The sequence below is a fragment of the Blautia sp. JLR.GB0024 genome, assembly GCF_037000545.1.
Classification (GTDB): Bacteria; Bacillota; Clostridia; order Lachnospirales; family Lachnospiraceae; genus Blautia; species Blautia celeris.
Genome location: NZ_JBANBF010000002.1, coordinates 513,745 through 536,703 on the forward strand (window position 1 = coordinate 513,745; position 22,959 = coordinate 536,703).

The 22,959-nt window shown below is 43.4% G+C and carries 21 protein-coding genes; all 21 read left to right on the forward strand.

The window, feature by feature from the left end; all coding sequences use genetic code 11:
• Positions 1–94 precede the first annotated feature (94 nt).
• A complete protein-coding gene (urtA, locus tag V8Q34_RS06460; RefSeq protein WP_186970964.1) occupies positions 95–1,387 on the forward strand; it encodes an urea ABC transporter substrate-binding protein in 1,293 nt (430 codons plus the stop codon).
• A gap of 31 nt (positions 1,388–1,418) precedes the next feature.
• The gene (gene urtB, locus V8Q34_RS06465; protein WP_186970963.1) at positions 1,419–2,327 is read left to right on the forward strand and encodes an urea ABC transporter permease subunit UrtB; all 909 of its coding nucleotides are present in this window, start codon (positions 1,419–1,421) and stop codon (positions 2,325–2,327) included.
• Positions 2,328–2,358: 31 nt separating this feature from the next.
• Entirely contained in the window at positions 2,359–3,483 is a 1,125-nt protein-coding gene (gene urtC / locus V8Q34_RS06470; RefSeq protein WP_054350756.1) for an urea ABC transporter permease subunit UrtC, read from the forward strand.
• Between the two features lie 18 nt (positions 3,484–3,501).
• A complete protein-coding gene (gene urtD, locus V8Q34_RS06475) occupies positions 3,502–4,260 on the forward strand; it encodes an urea ABC transporter ATP-binding protein UrtD (protein ID WP_186970962.1) in 759 nt (252 codons plus the stop codon).
• Between the two features lies 1 nt (position 4,261).
• Positions 4,262–4,948: an urea ABC transporter ATP-binding subunit UrtE gene (gene urtE, locus V8Q34_RS06480; protein WP_186970961.1), complete on the forward strand. Its 687-nt coding sequence runs from the start codon at positions 4,262–4,264 to the stop codon at positions 4,946–4,948.
• Between the two features lie 21 nt (positions 4,949–4,969).
• A complete protein-coding gene (locus tag V8Q34_RS06485; RefSeq protein ID WP_054350484.1) occupies positions 4,970–5,293 on the forward strand; it encodes a P-II family nitrogen regulator in 324 nt (107 codons plus the stop codon).
• 22 nt (positions 5,294–5,315) lie between these two features.
• A complete protein-coding gene (locus V8Q34_RS06490) occupies positions 5,316–5,642 on the forward strand; it encodes a P-II family nitrogen regulator (RefSeq protein ID WP_335835100.1) in 327 nt (108 codons plus the stop codon).
• Between the two features lie 29 nt (positions 5,643–5,671).
• Positions 5,672–6,721, forward strand: coding sequence for a formamidase (locus V8Q34_RS06495; protein ID WP_054350486.1), 1,050 nt, complete (start codon positions 5,672–5,674; stop codon positions 6,719–6,721).
• A gap of 27 nt (positions 6,722–6,748) precedes the next feature.
• The gene (gene ureA, locus V8Q34_RS06500) at positions 6,749–7,051 is read left to right on the forward strand and encodes an urease subunit gamma (protein WP_186970959.1); all 303 of its coding nucleotides are present in this window, start codon (positions 6,749–6,751) and stop codon (positions 7,049–7,051) included.
• A gap of 16 nt (positions 7,052–7,067) precedes the next feature.
• Positions 7,068–7,442, forward strand: a complete 375-nt coding sequence (gene ureB, locus V8Q34_RS06505) for an urease subunit beta (RefSeq protein ID WP_335835101.1) — start codon at positions 7,068–7,070, stop codon at positions 7,440–7,442.
• A complete protein-coding gene (gene ureB / locus V8Q34_RS06510) occupies positions 7,439–9,160 on the forward strand; it encodes an urease subunit beta (RefSeq protein ID WP_186970957.1) in 1,722 nt (573 codons plus the stop codon). Before ureB (V8Q34_RS06505) ends, ureB (V8Q34_RS06510) begins: the two co-directional genes overlap by 4 nt.
• A gap of 69 nt (positions 9,161–9,229) precedes the next feature.
• Positions 9,230–9,712, forward strand: coding sequence for an urease accessory protein UreE (locus V8Q34_RS06515; protein WP_054350487.1), 483 nt, complete (start codon positions 9,230–9,232; stop codon positions 9,710–9,712).
• Entirely contained in the window at positions 9,709–10,398 is a 690-nt protein-coding gene (locus V8Q34_RS06520; protein ID WP_054350488.1) for an urease accessory protein UreF, read from the forward strand. Before V8Q34_RS06515 ends, V8Q34_RS06520 begins: the two co-directional genes overlap by 4 nt.
• A 15-nt stretch (positions 10,399–10,413) precedes the next feature.
• A complete protein-coding gene (gene ureG / locus V8Q34_RS06525; RefSeq protein ID WP_335835102.1) occupies positions 10,414–11,019 on the forward strand; it encodes an urease accessory protein UreG in 606 nt (201 codons plus the stop codon).
• A 2-nt stretch (positions 11,020–11,021) separates the two neighbouring features.
• Positions 11,022–11,849, forward strand: a complete 828-nt coding sequence (locus tag V8Q34_RS06530; RefSeq protein ID WP_186970955.1) for an urease accessory protein UreD — start codon at positions 11,022–11,024, stop codon at positions 11,847–11,849.
• Between the two features lie 164 nt (positions 11,850–12,013).
• Positions 12,014–12,835 (forward strand): prepilin-type N-terminal cleavage/methylation domain-containing protein, encoded by an 822-nt coding sequence (locus V8Q34_RS06535; protein ID WP_186971035.1) that lies wholly within the window; start codon positions 12,014–12,016, stop codon positions 12,833–12,835.
• A 157-nt stretch (positions 12,836–12,992) separates the two neighbouring features.
• Entirely contained in the window at positions 12,993–14,255 is a 1,263-nt protein-coding gene (locus tag V8Q34_RS06540) for an AfsR/SARP family transcriptional regulator (RefSeq protein WP_256139562.1), read from the forward strand.
• Between the two features lie 36 nt (positions 14,256–14,291).
• Complete coding sequence (locus tag V8Q34_RS06545; RefSeq protein ID WP_207727849.1) at positions 14,292–14,741, forward strand: hypothetical protein; 450 nt, start codon at positions 14,292–14,294, stop codon at positions 14,739–14,741.
• A gap of 212 nt (positions 14,742–14,953) precedes the next feature.
• Positions 14,954–15,163 carry a hypothetical protein gene (locus tag V8Q34_RS06550; RefSeq protein ID WP_033142048.1) on the forward strand — a complete coding sequence of 70 codons (210 nt, stop codon included), beginning with the start codon at positions 14,954–14,956 and terminating at the stop codon, positions 15,161–15,163.
• A complete protein-coding gene (locus V8Q34_RS06555; RefSeq protein WP_335835103.1) occupies positions 15,153–21,227 on the forward strand; it encodes a VWA domain-containing protein in 6,075 nt (2,024 codons plus the stop codon). The genes V8Q34_RS06550 and V8Q34_RS06555 overlap by 11 nt, the downstream gene beginning before the upstream one ends.
• A gap of 112 nt (positions 21,228–21,339) precedes the next feature.
• Positions 21,340–22,854 carry an isopeptide-forming domain-containing fimbrial protein gene (locus V8Q34_RS06560; RefSeq protein WP_335835104.1) on the forward strand — a complete coding sequence of 505 codons (1,515 nt, stop codon included), beginning with the start codon at positions 21,340–21,342 and terminating at the stop codon, positions 22,852–22,854.
• Positions 22,855–22,959 lie beyond the last annotated feature (105 nt).

The following is a 22,959-nucleotide window of genomic DNA, read 5'->3' on the forward strand; positions in this document are numbered from 1 at the left end:
GTGTAAGGAAAAAAAGAGAGAGAAGCAGTTGACAATGCCGTCATCCCCTGTAAAGGAGATGGCGTTTTTTGTTATTTAGAAAGGAGAAGATCATATGAAAAACAAATATTTGAAAAGTGCAGCATCAATTATGATTGCAGGCTCCATGTTATTTGGCCTGACAGCCTGCAGCGGAGGCGCCATAGCAGAAGCAGGCAGCAGCGGTGAGACTTCCTCAGGTGAGACCGCCTCCTCCGGTGATACGGTTAAGGTGGGAATCCTTCATTCCCAGAGCGGAACCATGGCTATGGCAGAGAAGCCTATGATAGAGGCTGCACAGATGGCTATTGATGAAATAAATGAGGACGGTGGTGTCCTTGGAAAACAGATAGAATACGTTCTGGAGGACGGTGCATCCGATGCGGCGGTATTCGCAGAGAAAGCCACAAAGCTTCTGACAAAGGATAAAGTAGCCACAATCTTCGGATGCTGGACCAGCGCCAGCCGCAAGGCAGTGCTTCCCGTTGTGGAGAGCAATGACGGCCTTCTCTGGTATCCGGTGCAGTATGAAGGACTGGAATCCTCCCACAATATTATGTACACAGCACCATGCCCCAACCAGCAGGCTATCCCGGCAATGGATTATCTGATGGAGAACTGCAAAGGAGATGACGGAAAACTTAAGGTATTCCTGTTCGGTTCTGACTATGTATATCCCAGAACAACCAATACCATCATCAAAGCTATGCAGAAGGACTACGGCTATGAAGTCGTAGGTGAGGAATATATCCCCCTAGGCTATACAGACTGTTCCACTGTCATAACTAAGATTCAGGAAACAAAACCTGATGTGATCATTAATACCATCAATGGCGACTCTAATGTATCCTTCTTTAAACAGTACAAAGATGCAGGACTTACCCCGGACCAGATCCAGACCATGTCCTTTTCCTGTTATGAAGAAGATATCCGTGGTATGGGCGCTGAATACGCAGAAGGACATCTCTTTGCATGGAATTATTTCCAGTCTGTTGACACAGACGCGTCCAAAGCCTTTACAAAAAAATTCAAAGAGCTGTACGGAGACGACAAAGTCACCGGAGACCCGGTTGTCAATGCCTACGAAGGTGTGTATCTGTGGAAAGCGGCAGTGGAAAAAGCAGGTACATTTGATGTGGAACCTGTGATCGAGGCGTGCGAGAGCGGAGAAATTGAGGCCGAGACTCCGGAAGGTCTGATAACTATTGCAAAAGGAACGACCCACCACTGTCTTCAGAAGGTACTGGTAGGAAAATGTGATGCAGACGGTCAGATTCAGACCCTTTGGGAGACGGAGGACAGGGTTGAGCCAGATCCGTGGTTAAAGAACTACGACTGGGCAGAAGACCTTAATGTAGAAACAGAATAACAATGTCTGTAATCAGAGAGGAGGGAGACAAATGGATTTGTTTTTTATGCAGCTGTTCAATGCTTTGAGTGTGAGCTCAATACTTTTGCTGGCATCTCTGGGCCTTGCCATCACCTTTGGCCTGATGGGCGTCATCAATATGGCTCACGGTGAATTCATCATGATTGGCGCTTATGCAACTTATGTGGTTCAGAATATTTGGAAGCAGATTTTCCCGGAGTCCATGTTTAATTGGTATTTACCGGCGGCCATACTCGTGTCCTTCCTGTTCACGGCGCTGCTGGGAGTTCTGCTGGAGCGCGTCATCATCTGCCGGCTGTACGGCAGGGCGCTGGACAGCCTTCTGGTCACCTGGGGAATCAGCCTTGTGCTGCAGCAGTTGGTACGGTCCATCTTCGGACCGGCCAACGTGAGCGTTTCCTGCCCGTCCTTTCTGGACAGGAACATCCATATTTACGGCATGTTCTCCATGTCCTGCAAACGCCTGTTTATTTTCGGACTGGCAGTTATATGCTGCAGCCTCATTGCATTTCTTATGTACCGGACCAGGCAGGGTCGGAATGTCAGAGCAGCAATGCAGAACCGCCCCATGGCTGCCAGCCTTGGTGTAAATACAGCAGCCTGTGATATGATCACCTTTGCTGTAGGATCCGGATTTGCGGGTGTTGCAGGATGTGCCATCACGTTTCTGGGCAGCATTGGTCCTACTGTAGGCCAGTCCTATATAGTAGACAGCTTTATGACAGTTGTAGTAGGCGGCGTGGGAAGGATTGTGGGATGCATTACAGGCTCTGCTGTTATCGGTGTGGGCGGACCCGTGTTTGAATTCTTTACAAGTGCATCCCTGGGAAAAGTCCTGATCTTTATTGTAGTGATTATAATACTTCAGTTCAGGCCAAAAGGTATCTTTTCTATCAGCAGCAGGGCGCTGGATGAATAAAATGTCAGAAATATTTGGAGGTGACAAAATTATGGAGAATAACAAAACAGCGGGAAAGCCGCGGTTTAAAGTAAAAGGTGACACGGTACTGATCACTTTGATTTGTATATTTCTGGCTTCCGCTCCCTTCTATATGTCAGCGTTCCGTACAAATATGCTGGGCAAATATATGTGTTTTGCCCTCATAGCCCTTGGTATTGGCATGATTTGGGGGCAGACGGGAATCCTGAGCCTTGGGCATGGAGTATATTTTGGACTTGGGGCTTACTGTATGGCAATGCACCTGAAATTGGAGGCATCCGGCGGGGCGCTCCCGGATTTTATGGCATGGAGCGCACTGAAAAAACTGCCGGCTCTCTGGAAACCATTTGCCAGTCCGGTATTTACCATATTCTGTGTGATAGCAGTTCCTATGCTGGTGGCAGCAGTTATCGGCTCCCTTACGTTCCTGAACCGAATCCGGGGCGTGTACTTCTGCATACTGTCCCAGGCCCTTGCCTATGCTCTTGCTACATTTCTCATTGGGAGACAGGAGTATTTCGGAGGTTCCAATGGTTTGACTAACTTTACCACCATTTTCGGCATGACCATTCAGTCACCGGAAGCAAAGCTCATACTTTTTTATACGACTCTTGTGGTATTGATACTGGCTTTCCTGCTGTGCCGTTTTCTGGTCAGCAGGCGTGTGGGCAGAGTGCTTCTGGCAGTTAGGGATGCAGAGAACCGGGCGAGATTCACAGGCTATTCCCCGGCAGTGTACAAAGTTTTTGTCTACTGTCTGTCTGCAGTCCTGGCAGGAGTGGCCGGAGCACTGTATGTGCCGCAGGTGGGAATCATCTCCCCATCCGACATCGGTATCTCCCCGTCCATTGAGATGGTGATCTGGGCAGCTGTAGGAGGCAAGGCGTCTCTTGCGGGGCCTGTTCTGGGGGCCTTGGTCATTAACTTTTTGAAAAGCCTTATATCAGAACAATTTCCGGCTTTCTGGCAGTTTTTCATGGGCGGCATTTTCATTCTGGTGGTACTCTTTCTCCCTAAGGGTCTTATATCTATTAAGGATGTTCCCGGAAGAATCAGGGCCGGAGTGCAGGCCGCGAAAGAAAAAAGCGGCGGCAGTGCGGAAAAGCAGAAAAAACAAAAAGAAGTCACAGTCTGAGACAGGAGGTGCAGTAAGATGGCAAAACCAGTTCTGGAAATTCAGGATGCCAGTATTTCCTTCGGGGATTTCAAGGCGGTCAGGCATGTGTCCACAACCATCTGTGAGAATGAGATTCGTTTTCTTATAGGTCCAAACGGTGCGGGCAAGACGACGCTGCTTGATGCCATATGTGGAAAGAATAAACTTTCCGGCGGCGATATCATTTACCATGACAGAGGGCGCAGCTATGACCTGCCAAAAATCAGGGAAAATAAAATCGTAAATATTGGTGTAGGACGGAAATTTCAGGCTCCCAGTGTGTTCTCAGGAATCACTATTTACGAAAATATGGAGCTGGCGGCAGTGGAGAACCGGGGGCTTTGGGCATCCCTGAGCAGCCGCCTGCTGCCTGAGACCAGGGAGCGGATAGACGAACAGCTCCGATTTATCGGACTGTATGAGCTGAGGAACGAATACCCGTCTGTCCTGTCACACGGACAGAAGCAATGGCTGGAAATCGGAATGCTCTGTGTCTCCCGCCCCCGGCTCATGCTTCTTGATGAACCGGTTGCAGGCATGGGAAGAAGAGAGACGGAGCGGACAGCAGAACTTTTGAAAATTATACAGAAGGACTGTACCATTATCGTAGTGGAGCATGACATGAAGTTCGTGAAAGAAGTGGCTTCCTGGGTGACAGTACTCCATGACGGTGAAATCCTCTGTGAGGGAACTATGGATGAAGTGCAGAACAACCAGCAGGTCATTGATGTGTATCTGGGAAGGGGAGGTGAATAATATGCTGGCATTAGAACAAGTGACTGCCTCCTATGGCGGCAGCCGTGTACTGTTCGGCGTTGACATAAAGGCAAAAAAGGGAGAGATCACCTGCCTGGTGGGAAGAAACGGCGTGGGAAAAACCACCACTGTAAAATCCATCATGGGTCTTGTAAATACACCGTCAGGCAGCATTACCCTGGACGGGAAAAATATTTTTAAAATGCCCACTTACGCAAGGGCAAAAACAGGAATCGGCTATGTGCCCCAGGGAAGAGAGATATTTCCTCAGCTTACAGTCCGGGAGAATATTCTTCTGGGTATGGAGGCCAATAAAAAAGTCCGTGAAATACCGGAACATATTTTTGAAATATTCCCCATTCTGAAGGAATTTCTGGACAGAAAAGGAGGAGACCTTTCCGGCGGCCAGCAGCAGCAGCTTGCCATTGCAAGGGCCATTGTCTCCAACCCTAAGGTGCTGATTCTGGATGAGCCTACAGAGGGAATCCAGCCCTCCGTGATCTGGGAAATCGGCAGAACCATCACCAAACTGAAGGAGTATATGGCGGTCCTGATGGTAGAGCAATATCTGGAGTTCGTACTTGAGGTCTCTGACAAATGCTATGTTATGGAAAAAGGCCGTATCCAGATGAGCGGCAAAACAGAGGATCTGGATAAGAAAAAACTGCAGGAAATGCTTGCAATGTAGGACAGAGGGAGGTTGCGGCAAATGAAAATGATACGTGCAGTCATAAGGCCGGAAAAGACAAGAGAAGTATTGGATGCGCTGGAGGAGCAGGGTTTTGTTTCCATTACAGAGATGGATGTGTATGGAAGAGGAAAGCAAAAGGGAATCACCATAGGTTCCGTAAAATATGATGAGCTGCCTAAAACCATGCTTTTTATGATTATAGAAGATAGGGATGAAAAGCAGGTATGCACCACCATTATGGATGTGGCAAGAACCGGATACGGCAACAATGGGGACGGGCGCATATTTGTCCTGCCTGTTGAGCGTGCCTATACCATCAGTACCAGGCAGGAAGGGCTGTAGCCTGACCGGGAGGAGAGTGCATATGAAAGAGATTATTGTCATCATAAGGCCGGCCATGGCGGAGGCTACCAAAAAAGCACTGGAAGCCGTGGGACTTCCGGCATTTACCGGCAGAAAAGTCTTAGGCAGGGGAAAAGCGGCAGTTAACATAACACAGAGCGACCTTACAGTGGTGAAATCAGACAGAGTGCCAAAACGTATGTTTATCATTGCGGTAAGGGATGAAGACGCGGATAAAGTGATCCAAGCGGTTACTTTAGTCAACAGCACAGGAATGCCGGGAGACGGAAGGATTTTTGTGCTGCCAATAACAGACACTTATAGAATCAGTGCAGGGCAAAAGCTCTGACACGGAATACATTTTAAGGAGGAATCAGTATGGGAAGTATTGGAAGTATGAACAAACCAGGCAATGGATTTTTAGCGGCAGCCGTCCAGTTTCCGGCACCAATCGTCAATTCCAGAGCGGACATTGACCGGCAGGTGCAGGAAATTGTCAGAACACTTCATGCCACAAAAGCCGGCTATCCGGGCTGCGAACTGATTATTTTTCCTGAGTACAGCACCCAGGGACTGAACACATCAAAATGGCTGACCGATGAATTTCTATGCGATATTCCGGGAAAGGAGACTGAGATTTTCGGGCAGGCCTGCAGGGAAGCAGGTGTATACGGTGTCTTCTCTATTATGGAAAGGAATCCTGATCCGGATAAAAATCCTTATAATTCTGCAATCATCATTAACCCGGAAGGAGAAATCTGCCTGCATTACCGCAAACTTTTCCCCTGGAATCCTATAGAACCCTGGTATCCGGGAGATTTGGGAATGCCCGTATGTGACGGCCCGGGAGGTTCCAAACTTTCCGTGTGTATCTGTCACGATGGCATGATTCCTGAACTGGCCCGGGAGGCAGCATACAAGGGATGTAATGTATATATCCGCATTTCCGGTTACAGCACCCAGGTAAATGACCAGTGGATTCTCACAAACCGATCCAATGCATGGCAGAACCTTATGTACACAGTATCTGTCAATCTGGCCGGATATGACGGGGTGTTCTACTATTTTGGTGAGGGACAGATCACCAACTATGACGGTACGGTACTGGTACAGGGGCAGAGAAACCCCTATGAAATCGTTACGGCTGAGATTTTTCCGGAAAAGGCAGATGCAGCCAGAAGGGAATGGGGACTGGAGAATAACATTTACAATCTGGGACACAGAGGCTATGTGGCATACCCGGGCGGACAGCCGGATACCCAGCTCACTTACATCAAGGATTTGGCAGAGGGAAAATACTGCCTGCCGTGGGAGGATGAAGTGGAGATTAAAGACGGCTCTATTTATGGTTATCCCACAACGGGAGGAAGATTTGGTACAGAGCCCTATGATGACCCTCATAAGATACACAGCTATACAGGCAAATGAGAAATGCAGCAAAAGGAGGTTTCTGAAATGCGATTAACACCCAAGGAACAGGAAAAACTAATGCTCCACACAGCCGGAGAGCTTGCCGCCAGCCGGAAAGCGCGCGGTGTAAAGTTAAATTATACAGAGGCGGTTGCCTACATCAGCTCTGAGCTTATGGAATATGCCAGAGACGGCAGAAATGTTGCAGAGTTAATGTCCCTGGGCAGAAACCTCCTCACCAGGGATGACGTTATGGACGGCGTAGAAGATATGATACATGAAGTACAGGTTGAAGCCACATTTCCGGACGGAACAAAACTGGTTACAGTACACAGCCCAATCCGGTAAAGAGGAGGAAAAAAACGTGAAGATAGGAGAAATCATGCCGAAACACAGGGATATTATACTGAACAAAGATAAACCTGTCCTGGAGATATCTGTGACGAATACAGGGGACCGGCCCATCCAGGTGGGTTCACACTATCATTTCTTTGAGGTAAACAGATACCTGGTATTTGACCGTGTAAAGACATACGGATTTCACCTGGACATTCCCTCCGGCACGTCCGTGAGATTTGAACCGGGTGAGACAAAGAGCGTTTTCCTCACCTCCATGGGTGGTTCCGGGCGCGTCTTCGGTCTGAATGATCTTACTTGTGCCCAGGTTACAGAAATCAGTAAAATAGCAGCTATGGATAATGCTGCAAAAAAAGGATTTCTGAAGGAGGCAGAAAAATGAGCACTATCATATCTGGAAGAAATTACGCAATGATGTACGGTCCCACAACCGGTGACAGAGTCAGACTTGCAGACACCAGCCTGGTCATTGAAGTAGAAAAAGACTATACCCATTACGGGGATGAGATAAAGTTCGGCGGCGGCAAAACGATCCGTGACGGTATGGGGCAGTCCGTGAAGGCAGCCAGAGAAGATGGCTGTCTGGATCTTGTCATTACCAATGCCCTGATCGTGGACTATACAGGAATCGTGAAAGCAGATATCGGTATCCGTGATGGTAAAATAGCAGGAATCGGCAAGGCGGGAAATCCGGATATCATGGACGGCGTTACGCCGGGGATGACTGTGGGGGCGTCCACAGAAGCCCTGGCAGGTGAGGGGATGATCGTTACAGCCGGAGGTATTGACAGCCATATACATTTTATATGTCCCCAGCAGATTTTATGTGCCCTGTATTCCGGTGTGACAACTATGATCGGAGGCGGCACAGGCCCTGCAGATGGAACCAATGCAACCACCTGTACCCCGGGTCCCTGGAATCTGGAAATGATGCTTAAGGCAGCGGAAGAATACCCCATGAATCTGGGATTTTTGGGAAAAGGAAACTGTTCCGATGAAAGGCCTTTGGCAGAGCAGATAAAAGCCGGTGCAATGGGGCTGAAGATCCATGAAGACTGGGGTGCGTCTCCGGCAGTCATAGACCACTGCCTGAACATTGCTGACCTCTATGATGTGCAGACAGCCATTCACACAGACACCCTGAATGAGGGCGGATGCGTGGAAGACACCATACGTGCCATTGCCGGCCGTACCATACATACTTACCATACAGAAGGCGCAGGGGGCGGTCACGCACCTGATATCATTAAGGCGGCTTCCATGCCAAACATTCTGCCGTCCTCCACCAATCCCACAATGCCTTTTACTGTGAACACACTGGATGAACACCTGGATATGCTGATGGTATGCCATCATCTGGATAAGAAAATACCTGAAGATGTGGCATTTGCGGATTCCCGCATCAGACCGGAAACCATTGCGGCAGAAGACGTTCTGCATGACCTGGGAGTATTCAGTATGATGAGTTCTGATTCCCAGGCCATGGGACGCATCGGTGAGGTAATAACCAGAACCTGGCAGACTGCAGGAAAGATGAAGGATGAGCGCGGCCCTCTCCCGGAAGATATGGGAAATGAAAACGACAATTTTCGGGTAAAACGCTACATAGCCAAATACACCATCAATCCGGCTGTAACACATGGTATATCCCAATATACAGGCTCTGTGGAAAAAGGAAAGATGGCAGATCTGGTCATCTGGAATCCTGCTTTTTTCGGAGTAAAACCTGACATGATCATCAAAGGCGGAATGATCATCGCATCAAAAATGGGCGATGCCAATGCATCCATACCGACAACAGAGCCTGTCATGTATCAGCCTATGTTTGCCGCTCACGGAAAAGCCAGATTTTCCTGCTGTGCTACGTTTGTCTCCAAGGCGGCTGTAAAAGAAGGGATAAAGGAAAAATACGGACTGGAGAAACAGATTCTCCCTGTCTCCGGCTGCCGCAGCATCAGCAAAAAAGATATGGTTTTTAATGACAAGACCCCTGTCATAACAGTAGATCCTGAGACATATGAAGTCACTGCAGATAAAGTCCCCCTTACTTCCAAACCTGCAGAAGTGCTTCCCCTGGCTCAAATGTACCATTTATTTTAATCCAAGCAGCAAAGCGGATTCCGAATATCGGCTTTGACTGCCACGAAGTAAAAAGGAGGATGCGAGAAAATGATGTTATGCCAGCAAATTTTAGGAAATATCGGGGATTCCGGTTTCAAGGGCAGGAAAATCGACTATGTGGACATTGAGTGGTACGAAGCCTTCAAAAGAATCCACCGCAAGACAACAAGGGATGGTACGGAGATAGGGATTCGTTTGGATGACAGGATTCTCACAAGAGGCATCCGCCAGGGAGATGTTCTGTGGGAGGAAGGAGAAAATGTAATTGCAGTGAACATTCCGGACTGCGATGTCATTGAAATATGGATAATGCGAAACCATCCGGGAATGACAGCGAAAGTATGTTATGAAATAGGAAACCGCCATGCATCCCTGTTTTACGGCAGGGACAGGAACAGCTTTATCACACCCTACAGTGAATCCATGCTCCGCATGCTGAACCAAATGCATGGCATAAGTGTCACGGTCAGACGGGCGAAACTTGACTTTGACAGAAGAATTTCCGCCGGAGTCAGCGCCCATGTCCATTGAGTGGGGATAAGGATTTCCTGCTGCTTCAGATCAATGATGCTTTATTTCCCATCGGAGGCTACTCTCATTCCTATGGTCTGGAGACATATATTCAAAAGGGGATTGTTTGTGATATGGCTTCAGCTGACGCCTATATCCGGCAGAATATCAGAACAAACCTTTTGTATCATGAACTGCTGCTCATAAGGCTGGCCTGGGAATATGCAGACATGGATGATCTGGAGGCCCTTTTGGGACTGGAGGAAATTGCAGAGGCCAGCCGCAGTCCAAGGGAAATCCGGGAGGCCAGCCGCAAATTAGGATCCCGCTTTTTGAAAACCACTGCAGGACTGGACATTTCCTATAGAAGCAGCATTTTCCAAAGATACACAGAGGCGGCAGAGGAGCGTGTCAGTCATCCCTGTGCATATGGTGTTTTCTGTTCGGCAGCAGGGATAGAAAAAGAGCCTGCCATATATCACTTCCTTTATGCGCAGATATCAGCCATGGTCACAAACTGTGTAAAAACAATACCCTTAAGCCAGAGCGCAGGGCAGCAGCTGCTGAACAGCATGACTGACATATTTACAGAGATTACCGGCAGAGTGGGAGAACTTACAGAGTCTGATCTATGTATATCCGCGCCGGGATTTGCTGTCCGGAGTATGCAGCATGAGTGTCTGTATTCAAGAATTTACATGTCATAGATAGGAGAAAGATATATGTCATACGTGAAAATAGGTGTAGCAGGGCCGGTAGGTTCAGGTAAAACGGCATTGATCGAAGCCTTGACAAGAAAACTTGCATCGGATTACAGTGTTGGGGTGATTACAAATGATATTTATACCAAGGAGGACGCGGAATTTCTCAGCAGAAATTCGGTCCTCTCCCGGGAACGGATTATTGGAGTGGAGACCGGAGGATGTCCTCATACTGCTATTCGGGAGGATGCTTCCATGAATCTGGAAGCAGTGGATGAGATGATGGAGAGGTTTCCGGATATTAACCTGCTGTTCATTGAAAGCGGCGGCGACAATCTCTCTGCAACCTTCAGCCCGGAACTGGCGGATGCCACCATATTTGTCATCGATGTTTCAGAAGGAGATAAAATCCCGAGAAAAGGCGGGCCTGGAATTACACGGTCAGATCTGCTTGTCATCAACAAGATAGATTTGGCCCCCTATGTAGGGGCAAGCCTGGAAGTCATGGAGCGTGACTCTGAAAAAATGCGGGGAGGACGGCCTTTTCTCTTCACAAACATCCGCTCAGGTGAACATGTGAATCAAGTGGCTGCCTGGATCAGAAAAAATGTACTTCTGGAGGAATAAATATGGCAGCAGCATCACTTACAGCAACCGGATTTTATGAGAACAGAAGCGGAGGAAGCTTTGGGCGCAGGTCAGAGTTGTACCTATCCTCCTGCATGCGCGGGGAGAAGGCGGTTCTGGACGAAGTGCATTTTACGGCGCCATTTAAAGTGATGGAGCCATTTGACGGTGAAAAGGGTGAGCTGAAGGTTATGATATTAAGCGCGTCTCCGGGAATTATGGAAGGGGATGTACAGGCACAGCATTTTCATGTGGGCAGGGGAACAAAGCTGGAGGTCTCCTCTCAGGCCTTTGAGAAAATCCATAAGATGAAAGATGGATGTGCCAGACGCCATATTCGTATCTGTCAGGAAGCAGATTCCTTCTTATATTATATGCCCCAGCCGGCAATCCCTTTCAAAAATTCTGCATTTGATAATATTGTTGAGGTGAAGCTGCAGAATAAAACTTCTCAGTTTATTTTTCAGGATATACTCTCCTGTGGGCGGACCGCTTACGGGGAAAGGTTTGATTATCAATATTATCATTCCCTGGTTCAGGTATGGCGGGAAGACAGACTGATCTACAGAGACAACACAAGATATGCGCCTGATATATTATGCATGGAAGAAACAGGCATGTACGAAGGATATACACATCTGGCCAGTTTGCTTCTGTGCGGCCTGCAAAAAGACAATGAGTGGGCAGATAAGGTCAGAACTATATTGGAAACCACAAAAGATGTGGAAGGCGGTGTATCTTTCCTGGCATCAGGTGATGCCACAGTACGTATCCTGGGCAGACAGGCACAGCAGCTTCAGGAATTATGTAAACTTATAGTTGGGGCTTAATAAAATATTAAGAATATGAGAAATGGGCATTTTAGATATAAAGTGCCCATTTTTTACGTTATAGTCATACAGAAATCATTGACAGAGACAAACCTTTAGTAATATGATGGGAATATAAAAAATATTGGCAAATTATGCCCGTAAAAGGAAAGGCTGAAAATAAAATGCTGCAAAAGAAAAAGAAGAATCAGGGATTTACCCTGGTGGAATTAATTGTAGTAATTGTAATTATTTTGATACTTGCTGCAGTGGCAGTGCCTTCCATTACACGTTACGTGCAGAAGTCCAAGATCGCCAAATGTGCGAATCAGAGACATGAACTGGCGACGCAGTTTCAGATTATGGGGACGGATGTACCGGAGCTGGCAGTGTGTACCTTAGAAAAAGACGCAGAGATGATTTTAGGAAAAGATGTTTTAGATTATATGGTTGAGAAAGGATACTGTTCGCAAGACATAACAGTTTGTCCTGTGTATAATGAAAAATATGAGCTTGATATATCTGTAGAGAATGGCCAGCAGCATGTAGAGTTTATATGTCAATGTGTTGATAGCGTTAAGGGATATGTTTCTACGTGCTCTAAGTATTATAATGAACTTACCCATAACGGAAAAGACTACATTATTAGAGATAAACTAATTGAAAAAGTCATGGAAGAAAAAGGGGGATTTATGAAGGTGTCAGGTGTTATTAAGAACAAAACATCTTTTGCCTCCAATAAAGAAGAATTGTATTGGAAACCCTATTTCTTGTCAAAAGATAAAATGATATTGTTTGCCACTGCGGATAATACTGCATCAAACTCACAATGGAAAGCCAATCTGCTTTATATAGATGGAGAGGTATATCAGAGCACAGCAATAGATAAAGGCAAAGCAGCACCGACAGTAATTGCGGATATATATAATGTAAATAAAAAAGATGAACCACAGTATGCTAGTATGGAAGCTTATCTTAAAGCAAAAGGGTTTGAAAAAGTATCGTAATTGAAATGACAGATTCATATGGAAAATCAACACCATATTTGGGTGATTGAACGGCACTTTTGTCGACGCATAAACCATTGACAAAAGATAGTACAAACTTTAGAATTAAAAATAATGATATGATAGGGCAATAAAACGAGCGGAGGCGTGCAGACAAATGGGAGAGAGTATGATAGAAGAAAAATTACCGGTGTTAAAAGTGCACATGTTGGGAGGCTTCTCCATGGAATATGGCGGCAAGCCCATATCCTTCCGCAGGAATACAGCAACCAAGTCCATGAAGCTGCTTCAGATACTGCTCCACTGCGGTGATGAAGGAATAGCGAGAAGCAAACTGCTGGAAAACTTATATGGAAGAGAAGAACTGGCTGATGTAGCCAACAATTTAAGGGTGACTTCCCACCGCCTCAAGAAAATGCTGGTGGATGCAGGCCTTCCCGAATATGATTATATCCAGATAAAGTCAGGCATATACCGCTGGTCAGGCCCAATGGAAGTTGAAGTGGATGCCCTGGTATTTTCCAACCTTGTGGATTTGAGTGAAAAGGAAAACAACGAAGATAAAAAAATCCAGCTCTTAAAAGATGCGTGTGAAGTATACCACGGAGAATTCCTTCCGGGCCTGTCCGGTGAGGATTGGGTACTTCTTGAAAGCGTTCAGTATAAAAAGAAATACACACAGGCTTTGGGACAAATATGCGATACTCTCATGAAACAGCGTGAATATGAAACGGTACTGGATTTATGTGAAAAGGCAAGTGAGCTGTATCCTTTCGATGAATGGCAGTCTGTTCAGGTAGACTGTCTCATGGCTCTGAACAGATATAAAGAAGCAATTCAGCTCTATGAAGATACTGCGAAACTGTTTTTTGAAGAGCTGGGAATCAGTCCTTCAGAAAAAATGATGAACCAGTTTAAAGAAATGAGCGCCAAGATGAGCCACAAACCACAGGCACTCAATGAAATCAAGGGCGGCCTGAAAGAAGAAGAGGAAGAGGAAGGGGCATTTTACTGCAACCTGCCGAGTTTCCGGGATGGCTATCGTCTGGTAAGGCGAATCATTGAGCGGAGCGGCCAGTCAGTGTACCTTATGCTGTGCACAGTAACAGACGGAAAAGGACATCCAATGGAAAATAAAGAGAAATTGGCTGCTATGACCGATGAACTGTATGACGCGATCAAACATTGTCTGCGCAGGGGGGATTCCTTTACAAAATATAGTCCCACACAGTTTTTGATTCTGCTGGTGGGCACGAATCAGGAAAACTGTTCTATGATTTTTGACCGCATTTCCCGCTATTTTGCCAGAGAACATAAATCATGGGAACAATATCTGGAATACTATGTATCATCTATAGCTGATGTGGAGAATGATAATTCCAGAATAAGTTTCCGAAGCAACGGGTTCCACTGGGATTAACAGAAAAGACCCGGAAATGACTGGAGAGTGTGGACTATGAACAAAGAAGAGGGTTTAAATATAAATATATCGGCGCCTAACCTGATTAGTGTCTGTGTTGATACCAGTGACCGGGGCGAGTTTTCCGGGCGTCTATACCAGTGCTACAGCGAAGAGCCACGGTGCTTTGAAAATGTGGTGCAGCTGCTGCATCTCATGGATAAGCTCTATGACTGCATCAGCTACCCCCAGGCTTCCACAGAGAGCCGCAGTTTTATAAAAAGGGATAAAGAACCAATACTCAAATTACAGAAGAAAATACCTCAGGAAACCATTCTAAAGCAAAAAGGCAGTGTCGCAACCTTTGCCATATATGTCCAATACAGGCAGAATGCTACGTGGCAGGGTGATGTACTCTGGATGGAAAGAGGGATAAAACAGCATTTTTACAGTGCATTAGAGCTGATCAAACTCATAGACAGTGCACTTGGAGAATATGAAATCTGACACAATTGTGCCGCCGGTAATCCGGCGGTATTTTTTTGCCCTTTTTTCATAAACTTCACAGAATCTTCATAGAACCATTACACAAGAAGAAACATTGAAAAATATTTTGAAAAAAGTAATGGATGTAATGCTTTGCGTAATGCTCCTTTCAGTACAATAAGAACAAAGTTAAGCAAGAGTCGAAAAAATAACCCAAAGGAGGCGAGAATGTTGTGAGTGGCAAAACCATTAAGAAGGATAAAGGAACTTTTATAGTAAAGGTTCATGAATGTCAGAATGCCACATGGCAGGGCAGTGTCCTGTGGGTAGAAGAACAGCAGGAGCAATATTTTCGCAGTGCATTGGAGTTATTGAAACTGATAGACGGAGCAATATCCGGAATAGAAGAAAAAATAGTAGAAGGAGGAAGCCATGAAAAGTAATATAAAGAAAAGAGTATTAGCAGTTGTACTTTGCATGGTCCTGATGCTGAGTACTGGCATATCTACTATGGCAGATGGTGAGGTAGCAGCAGGAACTCCCGCACCGGAGAGCGGAGCCAGTCAGGAGCCTGCAGCAGCAAGTGTTGAGGGAGAAGCAGTTGAAGGAGAAACAGTTGAAGGAGAACAGACACCTGCAGAACAATCTACGGAAACACAGGAAGAGACACCCACTGAACCCAGCGCAGCAGAAAGCAAAGACGAACCGGCTGCAGACATAAACAGCGTATCTGGTGTAACAGAGCTGGTCGGCAGTAATGGAATTCAGAATGAAGCATCTGAACAGGAAACAGAAACAGATTTGACAGAACAGGAACCTGAAGTTGAAATCGTATCAGAGGCAACAGAATTAAAACAAGAGTTCACAGATGAAGCAGGAAATGTTACACAGCGTGTAATTGCAAATATACCGGAAGGTGCATTTCAGGCAAACGCTTCTGAAATAACCATGGAAGTTAATTATCTGGACGAAGCTGCAGAAAATCACGTAAAAGAACTGATGACAGCAGCACTTCCGGAGAACGAAATCCTTGGTGATTACATACTTTATGATATTAAGTTTAAAGTAAACGGAGAAGTAACAGAACCTCAGAAAGCAATTGCTATTACATTTGAAGGCAGCGGACTTCATATCGAAGACACAAAGAAAGCAAATGTTTTCTACCTCGATCCGGCTGACCCGGAAGTGCAGGATGATAAGGATGAAATCGTAGAGATCACTCAGAAGAGTGAAATGATTGAAAACCTTCAGAATGCAGGACAGAGCATTGAGAATATTGATGAGTATGATCTGTCTGAGATTTCTGTAAAGGAAGATGGGACAGCAGATCAGATTCTGATGGAGGGAAGGATTTCTACAGTTTATGGTTGTTATGTAGAGAAGACCCCGGTTCAGGTTTTAGAGTATTCAGATGATGATGTAACCATTAATGTAAATGCTTATACAGAAGATGCGATACCGGCTGGTGCTTCTTTAAAAGTTGTTCCGCTTCGTTCCGATAATGAAGAGACTGAGGAAAAGTATAAAGAGGTTGAAGAACAACTTAATAAAAAAGCAGAGAATGAAGAATACGACATCGCAGGATTCTTAGCTTATGATATAAGCTTTATTAATGAGATTGGAGAAGAAGTTGAGCCGAATGGAGATGTAAAGGTTACTATAAATTATAATCAAGAGGCTATTCCTGAAGGGATGGAGGAGGATTCTAATCTTGATGTTACGGTAATGCATCTCGAAGAAAATAATACAGGTGACGTTAAAGCAGTAGTTGATATGGCTGTAGATACAAGTAATGTAGTTACGGTAGAAACTACAGATGATGCAAAAGTGAAGAAAGCAGAATTTGTAACGGACAGTTTCTCAGCATATACCATTACATGGAAAAGAAGCTATTATAAAGCAAAAGTGACAGCACATTATGGCTATATGGACGGTTCTGCTTTTCGAGAGTTTCCTGATAGCTTTATAACAGGGATTAGCTCTGCTTTTGATGATATAAGTAGTACAACTGTAGTTGATTTGAGAGATGAAAGACACTTAGGAAACGTTGAAGGATATAGCTTTAAAGAGATTAGATTAGATAATGCAAACGATGGAACTTTAGCAAATTATTTGAAGAGAGGAGATAATACCTATCAGCTATATTTCTCTAAGGATAATAAGGGATATACGTTTTGGACTAATCTTGAGTATTCAGGTAATGAAAAAGATATCTACTATATTTTTACAGAGAATTCTGACGACGCAGGTGATATTGCAGAGCCAGTACCGTCAGTAGCTAAGAGAGCAAATCAGGTAGATGAGAAGAACAATAATTATAATTTAGAATTAGATGTGTCAAGCTCAATTGGTAGCATAACTGATAAAGCAAAACTCGATGTATTACTTATTATTGATAGGTCAGGTAGTATGGATAATGATGATAAAATGAGTGATGCTAAAGTAGCTGCGGAAAAATTGTTGAGTACTTTGCATGATAACAATAGTTTGAATCTTCAGTATTCGCTAGTCTCTTTTTCCGGAAAAAGTAATGATGGAAGAGAAAGTAATGCTTCAATTGACCAACCCTGGACACAATCTGTTTCAGATATGTATACTGCAATTAGAGCCCTAAAGGCTAATGATGGAACCAATTATCAAGCTGCATTTAGAAAAGCTAAATCACTATTAACGGATAGTAAAGTACGAAAAAGTGCAAGCCAAGTAGTGATTTTCCTGACAGACGGTTTACCAACATCTTATATTGGTGATAGTAGCAGTACTGGAACGGCTACAAACTACTACGATGTTGAGAATGCACGGTCGGAGCTTCAGACATTATCTGGCGTTGAGTATTTTTATGGTATTGGTTTTGGTTCGGCATTTGAGGAGTTGAGCGGAACTGGATATAACGTGTTAAAAGCATTGACAGAAGGCGGAACGGTTAAAATTGGAAAAAGTGATATAAGCTGTTCGGGAGCCCCAGCATCTATTGAAAGAAAGATGTTTAGTGCAGGCAAATTAGAGGATTTAAATGATGTGTTTTCATCTATTGCTTCTACAGTTACAAAAATAGCTTGTAAAAATGTAACTGTTACAGATACGTTAAGCCAGTATGTGGAATCCTCCGATACTACAACATATCGGCTGAGGATTACGAGAAAGGCTGATAAAACCGTAGTAGTCGAAACGAATGAAGAGTTGTGGAGTCAATCCACAACTACGCCGGTAATTACTGGAACAGCGGGATACAATAAGACGCAAGATGAATCTAAAGAGAATAATCATATCCCATTGAATTTAGCCGGTTTGACTGGAACAAAACTTGCTACTAATGGAAAGACGATAACTTGTATATTACCATCGGATTACGAATTGAGTCCAGATTATACATATACACTTATCATTAATGACGTTGATGTTTCAGAACAGGCATTCAAAGATTATAAAGACAACAATGGATACAATGCAGTAGGGCAGACAGATACAGGGACTTTTTCTAGACAGGAGGGATTCTTCTCAAACGATAACGATAAAGCAAAAATGACATACACGGTAAATGATGTGCCAAAAGAAGTTATGTTCCCACATCCAGTTGTTCAAATTGTAGGAAATGCCTCACTTGTTTTTGAAAAAGTTGATCAGGATGGAAATCCTCTCGCAGGAGCAACATTCGCATTGTACAATAAACCGGAACAAGAGGGTGAAGAGCTTGGTGAACCAATCAAAAGTGAAATCATATCTGGTGCGGATGGCAAAATTGTAATTGAAGATCTAGAAGATGGCACGTATATTTTAAAAGAAACTGCACCGCCTGATGGTTACCTGGTAACAACAGATACATGGACGGTTCAAGTTAAAAAAGGTGTAGCAATATTATTAAACAAAAGTGGCGATGAAATAACTAAAATCACAAACTGGAGCTATAGCCAAGGACTGAATAAAGATAAGAAAGTACAGCTTAATAATTGGGATGAACGGACTTATGATATTACACTTAGTGCATCTTCTCTCATTACCAGTGTTACTGAAGAAAGCCAACAGCCTATAGATGTAGTTATGGTATTAGATACGTCTGGCAGTATGCGCTGGGATTGTGAGTATGATCAGCTCTATGCTTCCCAGAAGATAAAAGACTTAGATGCAGGAACGTATTATTTGCATGAGAATGGGATATGGTATCAGATATGGAAAAGTGGACAGTACTGGAAAATAAAATACCATAATTATTCTGGTAATGCAGGTACGATACGAAATAATCAAGATGCTGCTGATACGTATTCATACGGGATTACAACTGAAAAGAGATATACAATATATAAAGAAATTGCAAGTCCTACAACCAGAATCGATGCACTCAAGACAGCAGCTTCAGGATTTATTGATCAGTTAGCGGCGAAATCACCGGGTAGCCAAGTTGCAATTGTTCCATTTGCCAGTGGAGTTGGTACTGTAACAGACTTATCAAATGTTGGGTTAAACCAAAGCGAATTAACAGCGGCTATCAACGAATTGGTGGCAGATGGCGCAACACAAACAAGTGATGCGGTGGAAGAAGCGTATAATATCATTAAGAAGGCACAAAACCCCACGTTAGCTACTTCATCAAATCCTAAGTATGTAATTGTTTTGACAGATGGCGCCGCGAACGAGGGATATAAAGATGATGCTGTAGTATATGCAGATAAATTAAAGAATACCCAAGATGGAAACGCAGGAGTGTTCACAATTGGATTTGGTTTAGATTCAGAGACTTCTGAATGGCTTTCCCAATTAGCAAGTAAGGCTGGTTGGAATTATACAGCAAATAATGCCAATGAATTAATTAATGCTTTTGATTTCATTATAGATGCGACAACTACTGGAATAACAATACCAAACGCTGTAATCAGAGACTATATAGATCCTAGATTTGAAGTAGTGGAGAGTAGTCTTCCGGATGGGGCCACGTTAGGAGTAGATGACAATGGAAATCAATACGTGGAATGGAAAACAAGTATTTTACCAAGTTCCGAAGATTCAGACGGTAACAGTGTCCCAGGTTGGAGAGCAACATTTACTGTAAAAGCAAAAGATGATTACATTGGTGGAAATGCAGTTAAAACCAACATGGAGGGTTCTGGAATTATAATTGGAGATAAGACGATTCCATTTATCAATCCTACAGTTAATGTTAAAGCTACACTTGATACTAGTCCATACGAAGTTACCATATATAAAGGTGATACTATACCTGTTTATACAACGCAGACAGGCGATGAAACCATTCAAAGTAAGATGGCTAGTATTGACAAATGGTTTGTAAATGAATATGAAGGTGTATCAGCAGATAAGTTTACATTCAAATGGTATTCGGATAAAGAGTGTACCCAGGAAGTGAACATATCAGAATTAGCGTCACCGGAGAACAGTGTTGTATATTATTTAAAGGTAACTTACAATGCGGGCGATCATACAGAAGAAAGCGATGCCAACACTATAGAACCAGGTGATACTGTATCACATCATGCAGGTGAAATTACAACAGGTGATGCGATAGATGACAACATTGTAGAAGCAACAGATACCTATACTGTAAATGTAATATCCGGTAAGCTTCAGCTTATTAAGAAATTGGAGCAAGATGCAACTAACGACCAAATATTTAGTTTCATTGTTGAGAAAAAGAATGATGATGAAACTTATACTGAAATGGCTACAGTAGAAATCAATGTACCAGAAGGTACAGAAGCAGGTATGGAAGTTAGCCCATCAGAAAATGAACTGAAGAAATTAGAAGGACTTTCACGTGGAGAGTATAGGATTAGAGAGAGTGATACAGATGGATACACGTTGTTGTATGCCTCTATAGGAACTGATACGAACACAGAATGCAGTTTATCTTCAGATGTAAAGGCAGCAACCTTCAAACTAGGATACATTATTAATAAAACAGATGAAAACGTCATTAAGAATAATTATACTTATGATGCAAAAGATGGCGGTGTCCTGGGAGTTGCAATATTTACAAATGGAAAAGTTGATAATTGGCAGATAGTTAAGAAGAGTTCATCAGAAGGTGAAACATCTCTATGGCTGCCTGATGCAGAGTTTACACTTACGGCATCTAATTTAAAAAGTGCAGATGATAAACCACTTGTCTATAATGGAAAATCTAATGTAAATGGTATTATAGAATGGAAGTTAGTCGATAAGCCAGTAGCTTCGGCAGATTTTGAACCAGATACTTATATATTAGAAGAAACGAAGGCCCCAACTGGATATATGGTAAGTGGTGATAAATGGACAATCACAATTAATTATAAAGGCGGAAAGCCGATAATTAAATGTGGTGATGCTGTAATAAGTAGTGATTCAACAATAGCAGCAGGAATTTATACTTATGTATATGAGAATACCCCTATATATCAATTGCCAAGTACAGGGGGAAAAGGAATTTATTGGTATTCGATTGGTGGTATGTTGCTCATGATGGCAGCTGCACTAATCTTATATAAAAACAAAAGCAGGGGGGTGCTGAAGAGTTAAGACATGAAGAAGCTTTTCAGCGGTCCCGGTACCGCGAAAAATATAACGTATAGGAATTAGTATACGAAAAGCAAAATTGGGCAAAGGCCAAAAAAGAAAAGGGGACAGAATTATGAAAAAAATTAGAAAGATTTTTGCAGTGTTATTATCACTGGCAATGGTGCTCGGAATGAGCATGACGACGTTTGCAGCTGATCCAGAAAAACCTACGGAGAGTGACAGCGCTTTAGTCACAATTAATGATGTTGAAGCGGGAGCTACTTTTACAGCTTATCAGATTATTGATGCGAAGTATGATACTAATGGTTTTAATAGTTATGTATGGGCAGAGGGCATTAATGTAAATGATACAATAAAAGAAAACGAGAAAGTGATAGATGCCAAAACACAGATAACAGATTCTATGATTACCGATTTGGCTAAAGATCCAACTGGATTATATAAAATGGACAATTTTAATCCGACAGTTGATAAATTAACAGTTGGTACATGGATGATTTTAGTAACACCTCCAACAGAGAATCCAGATAAAGTATATAATCCAATGATTGTCAGTGTTTATTATTCAGTGTCTGGTTCTGATAATACAATGGAAAATATTCCAGTAAGTGCAAAGGACAATTGGAAATTAAATACCACAGATGCATATGCAAAATCAACGAAAATTACAATTGAAAAAACAATAACAGATCCCACAGAAGAGAAACAGGAAGTTGGTAAGAAAGTTGGCTTTACTGTTAAAGGTACAATTCCTTCCTATAGCAGTGAATATAAATCAGCTAGATATGATATTACTGATACAATAATAAATGGATTGGAATATACTGCAGATGCACCTATTGTAAAAGTAAATGGCGTACCGCTTACAAATGGAACAGAGTATGAGTATAGGCCTGGAAATGGAACGTTTACCATTTCATTTAAAAGTGATTATATTTTAGGTTTAGCAGCAGCAACAGAAGCAGAACGGGCAGTAGAGATTACATATTCAGCTAAAGTGACTGAAGATGCAATTACCGTAGTTGGTGAAAATGAGGTTACTGTAAATTATACAACTAAGCCTGGTGATGACTCTGGCGCAAAGAAAGATACTGAATATACCTTTACTTTTGCATTGGATGGATTACTTAAGAAAGTTGGTGAAGGTGATGAAGTAAATGGCCTTGCTGGTGCTGAATTTACACTTTATAGAAGTTATGAAAATGAGGTGTTAAGTGATGTGTTTGGTAGTATGACAACTACTAAGGATGGGAAATTTGATATTGAATTCAAAGGTTTAGATGGTGATTTATCATATTACTTAAAAGAAACAAAGGCACCAACTGGATATACAATAAATGATACAGTATATAAAATTACATTTGGTGAAATTATTAAAGATAAAGATGGTAAGGTTATATCTTATGATGTGACAATACTTGATACTGTAACAAATCAGGAAGTGACCTCCACAATCAGTTATGGTAAGCCAGCAGAGACACCGGCTGTTACAGTTTTAAATACAGGTATTGGTTCCCTCCCATCCACAGGTGGAATCGGTACAACAATCTTCACAATCGGCGGATGCCTCATCATGATCGTAGCAGCAGGCCTGTTCTTCGCAAGCCGCAGAAAATCTGCAAAATAATTAATGATAATTCATTATAATTATCATCAACAATTCTAAGCAACAACTAAATGCCGGGGCGGTCGGCCCGCCCCGGCATTTTAGAAAAATACAACAATAAGGAGA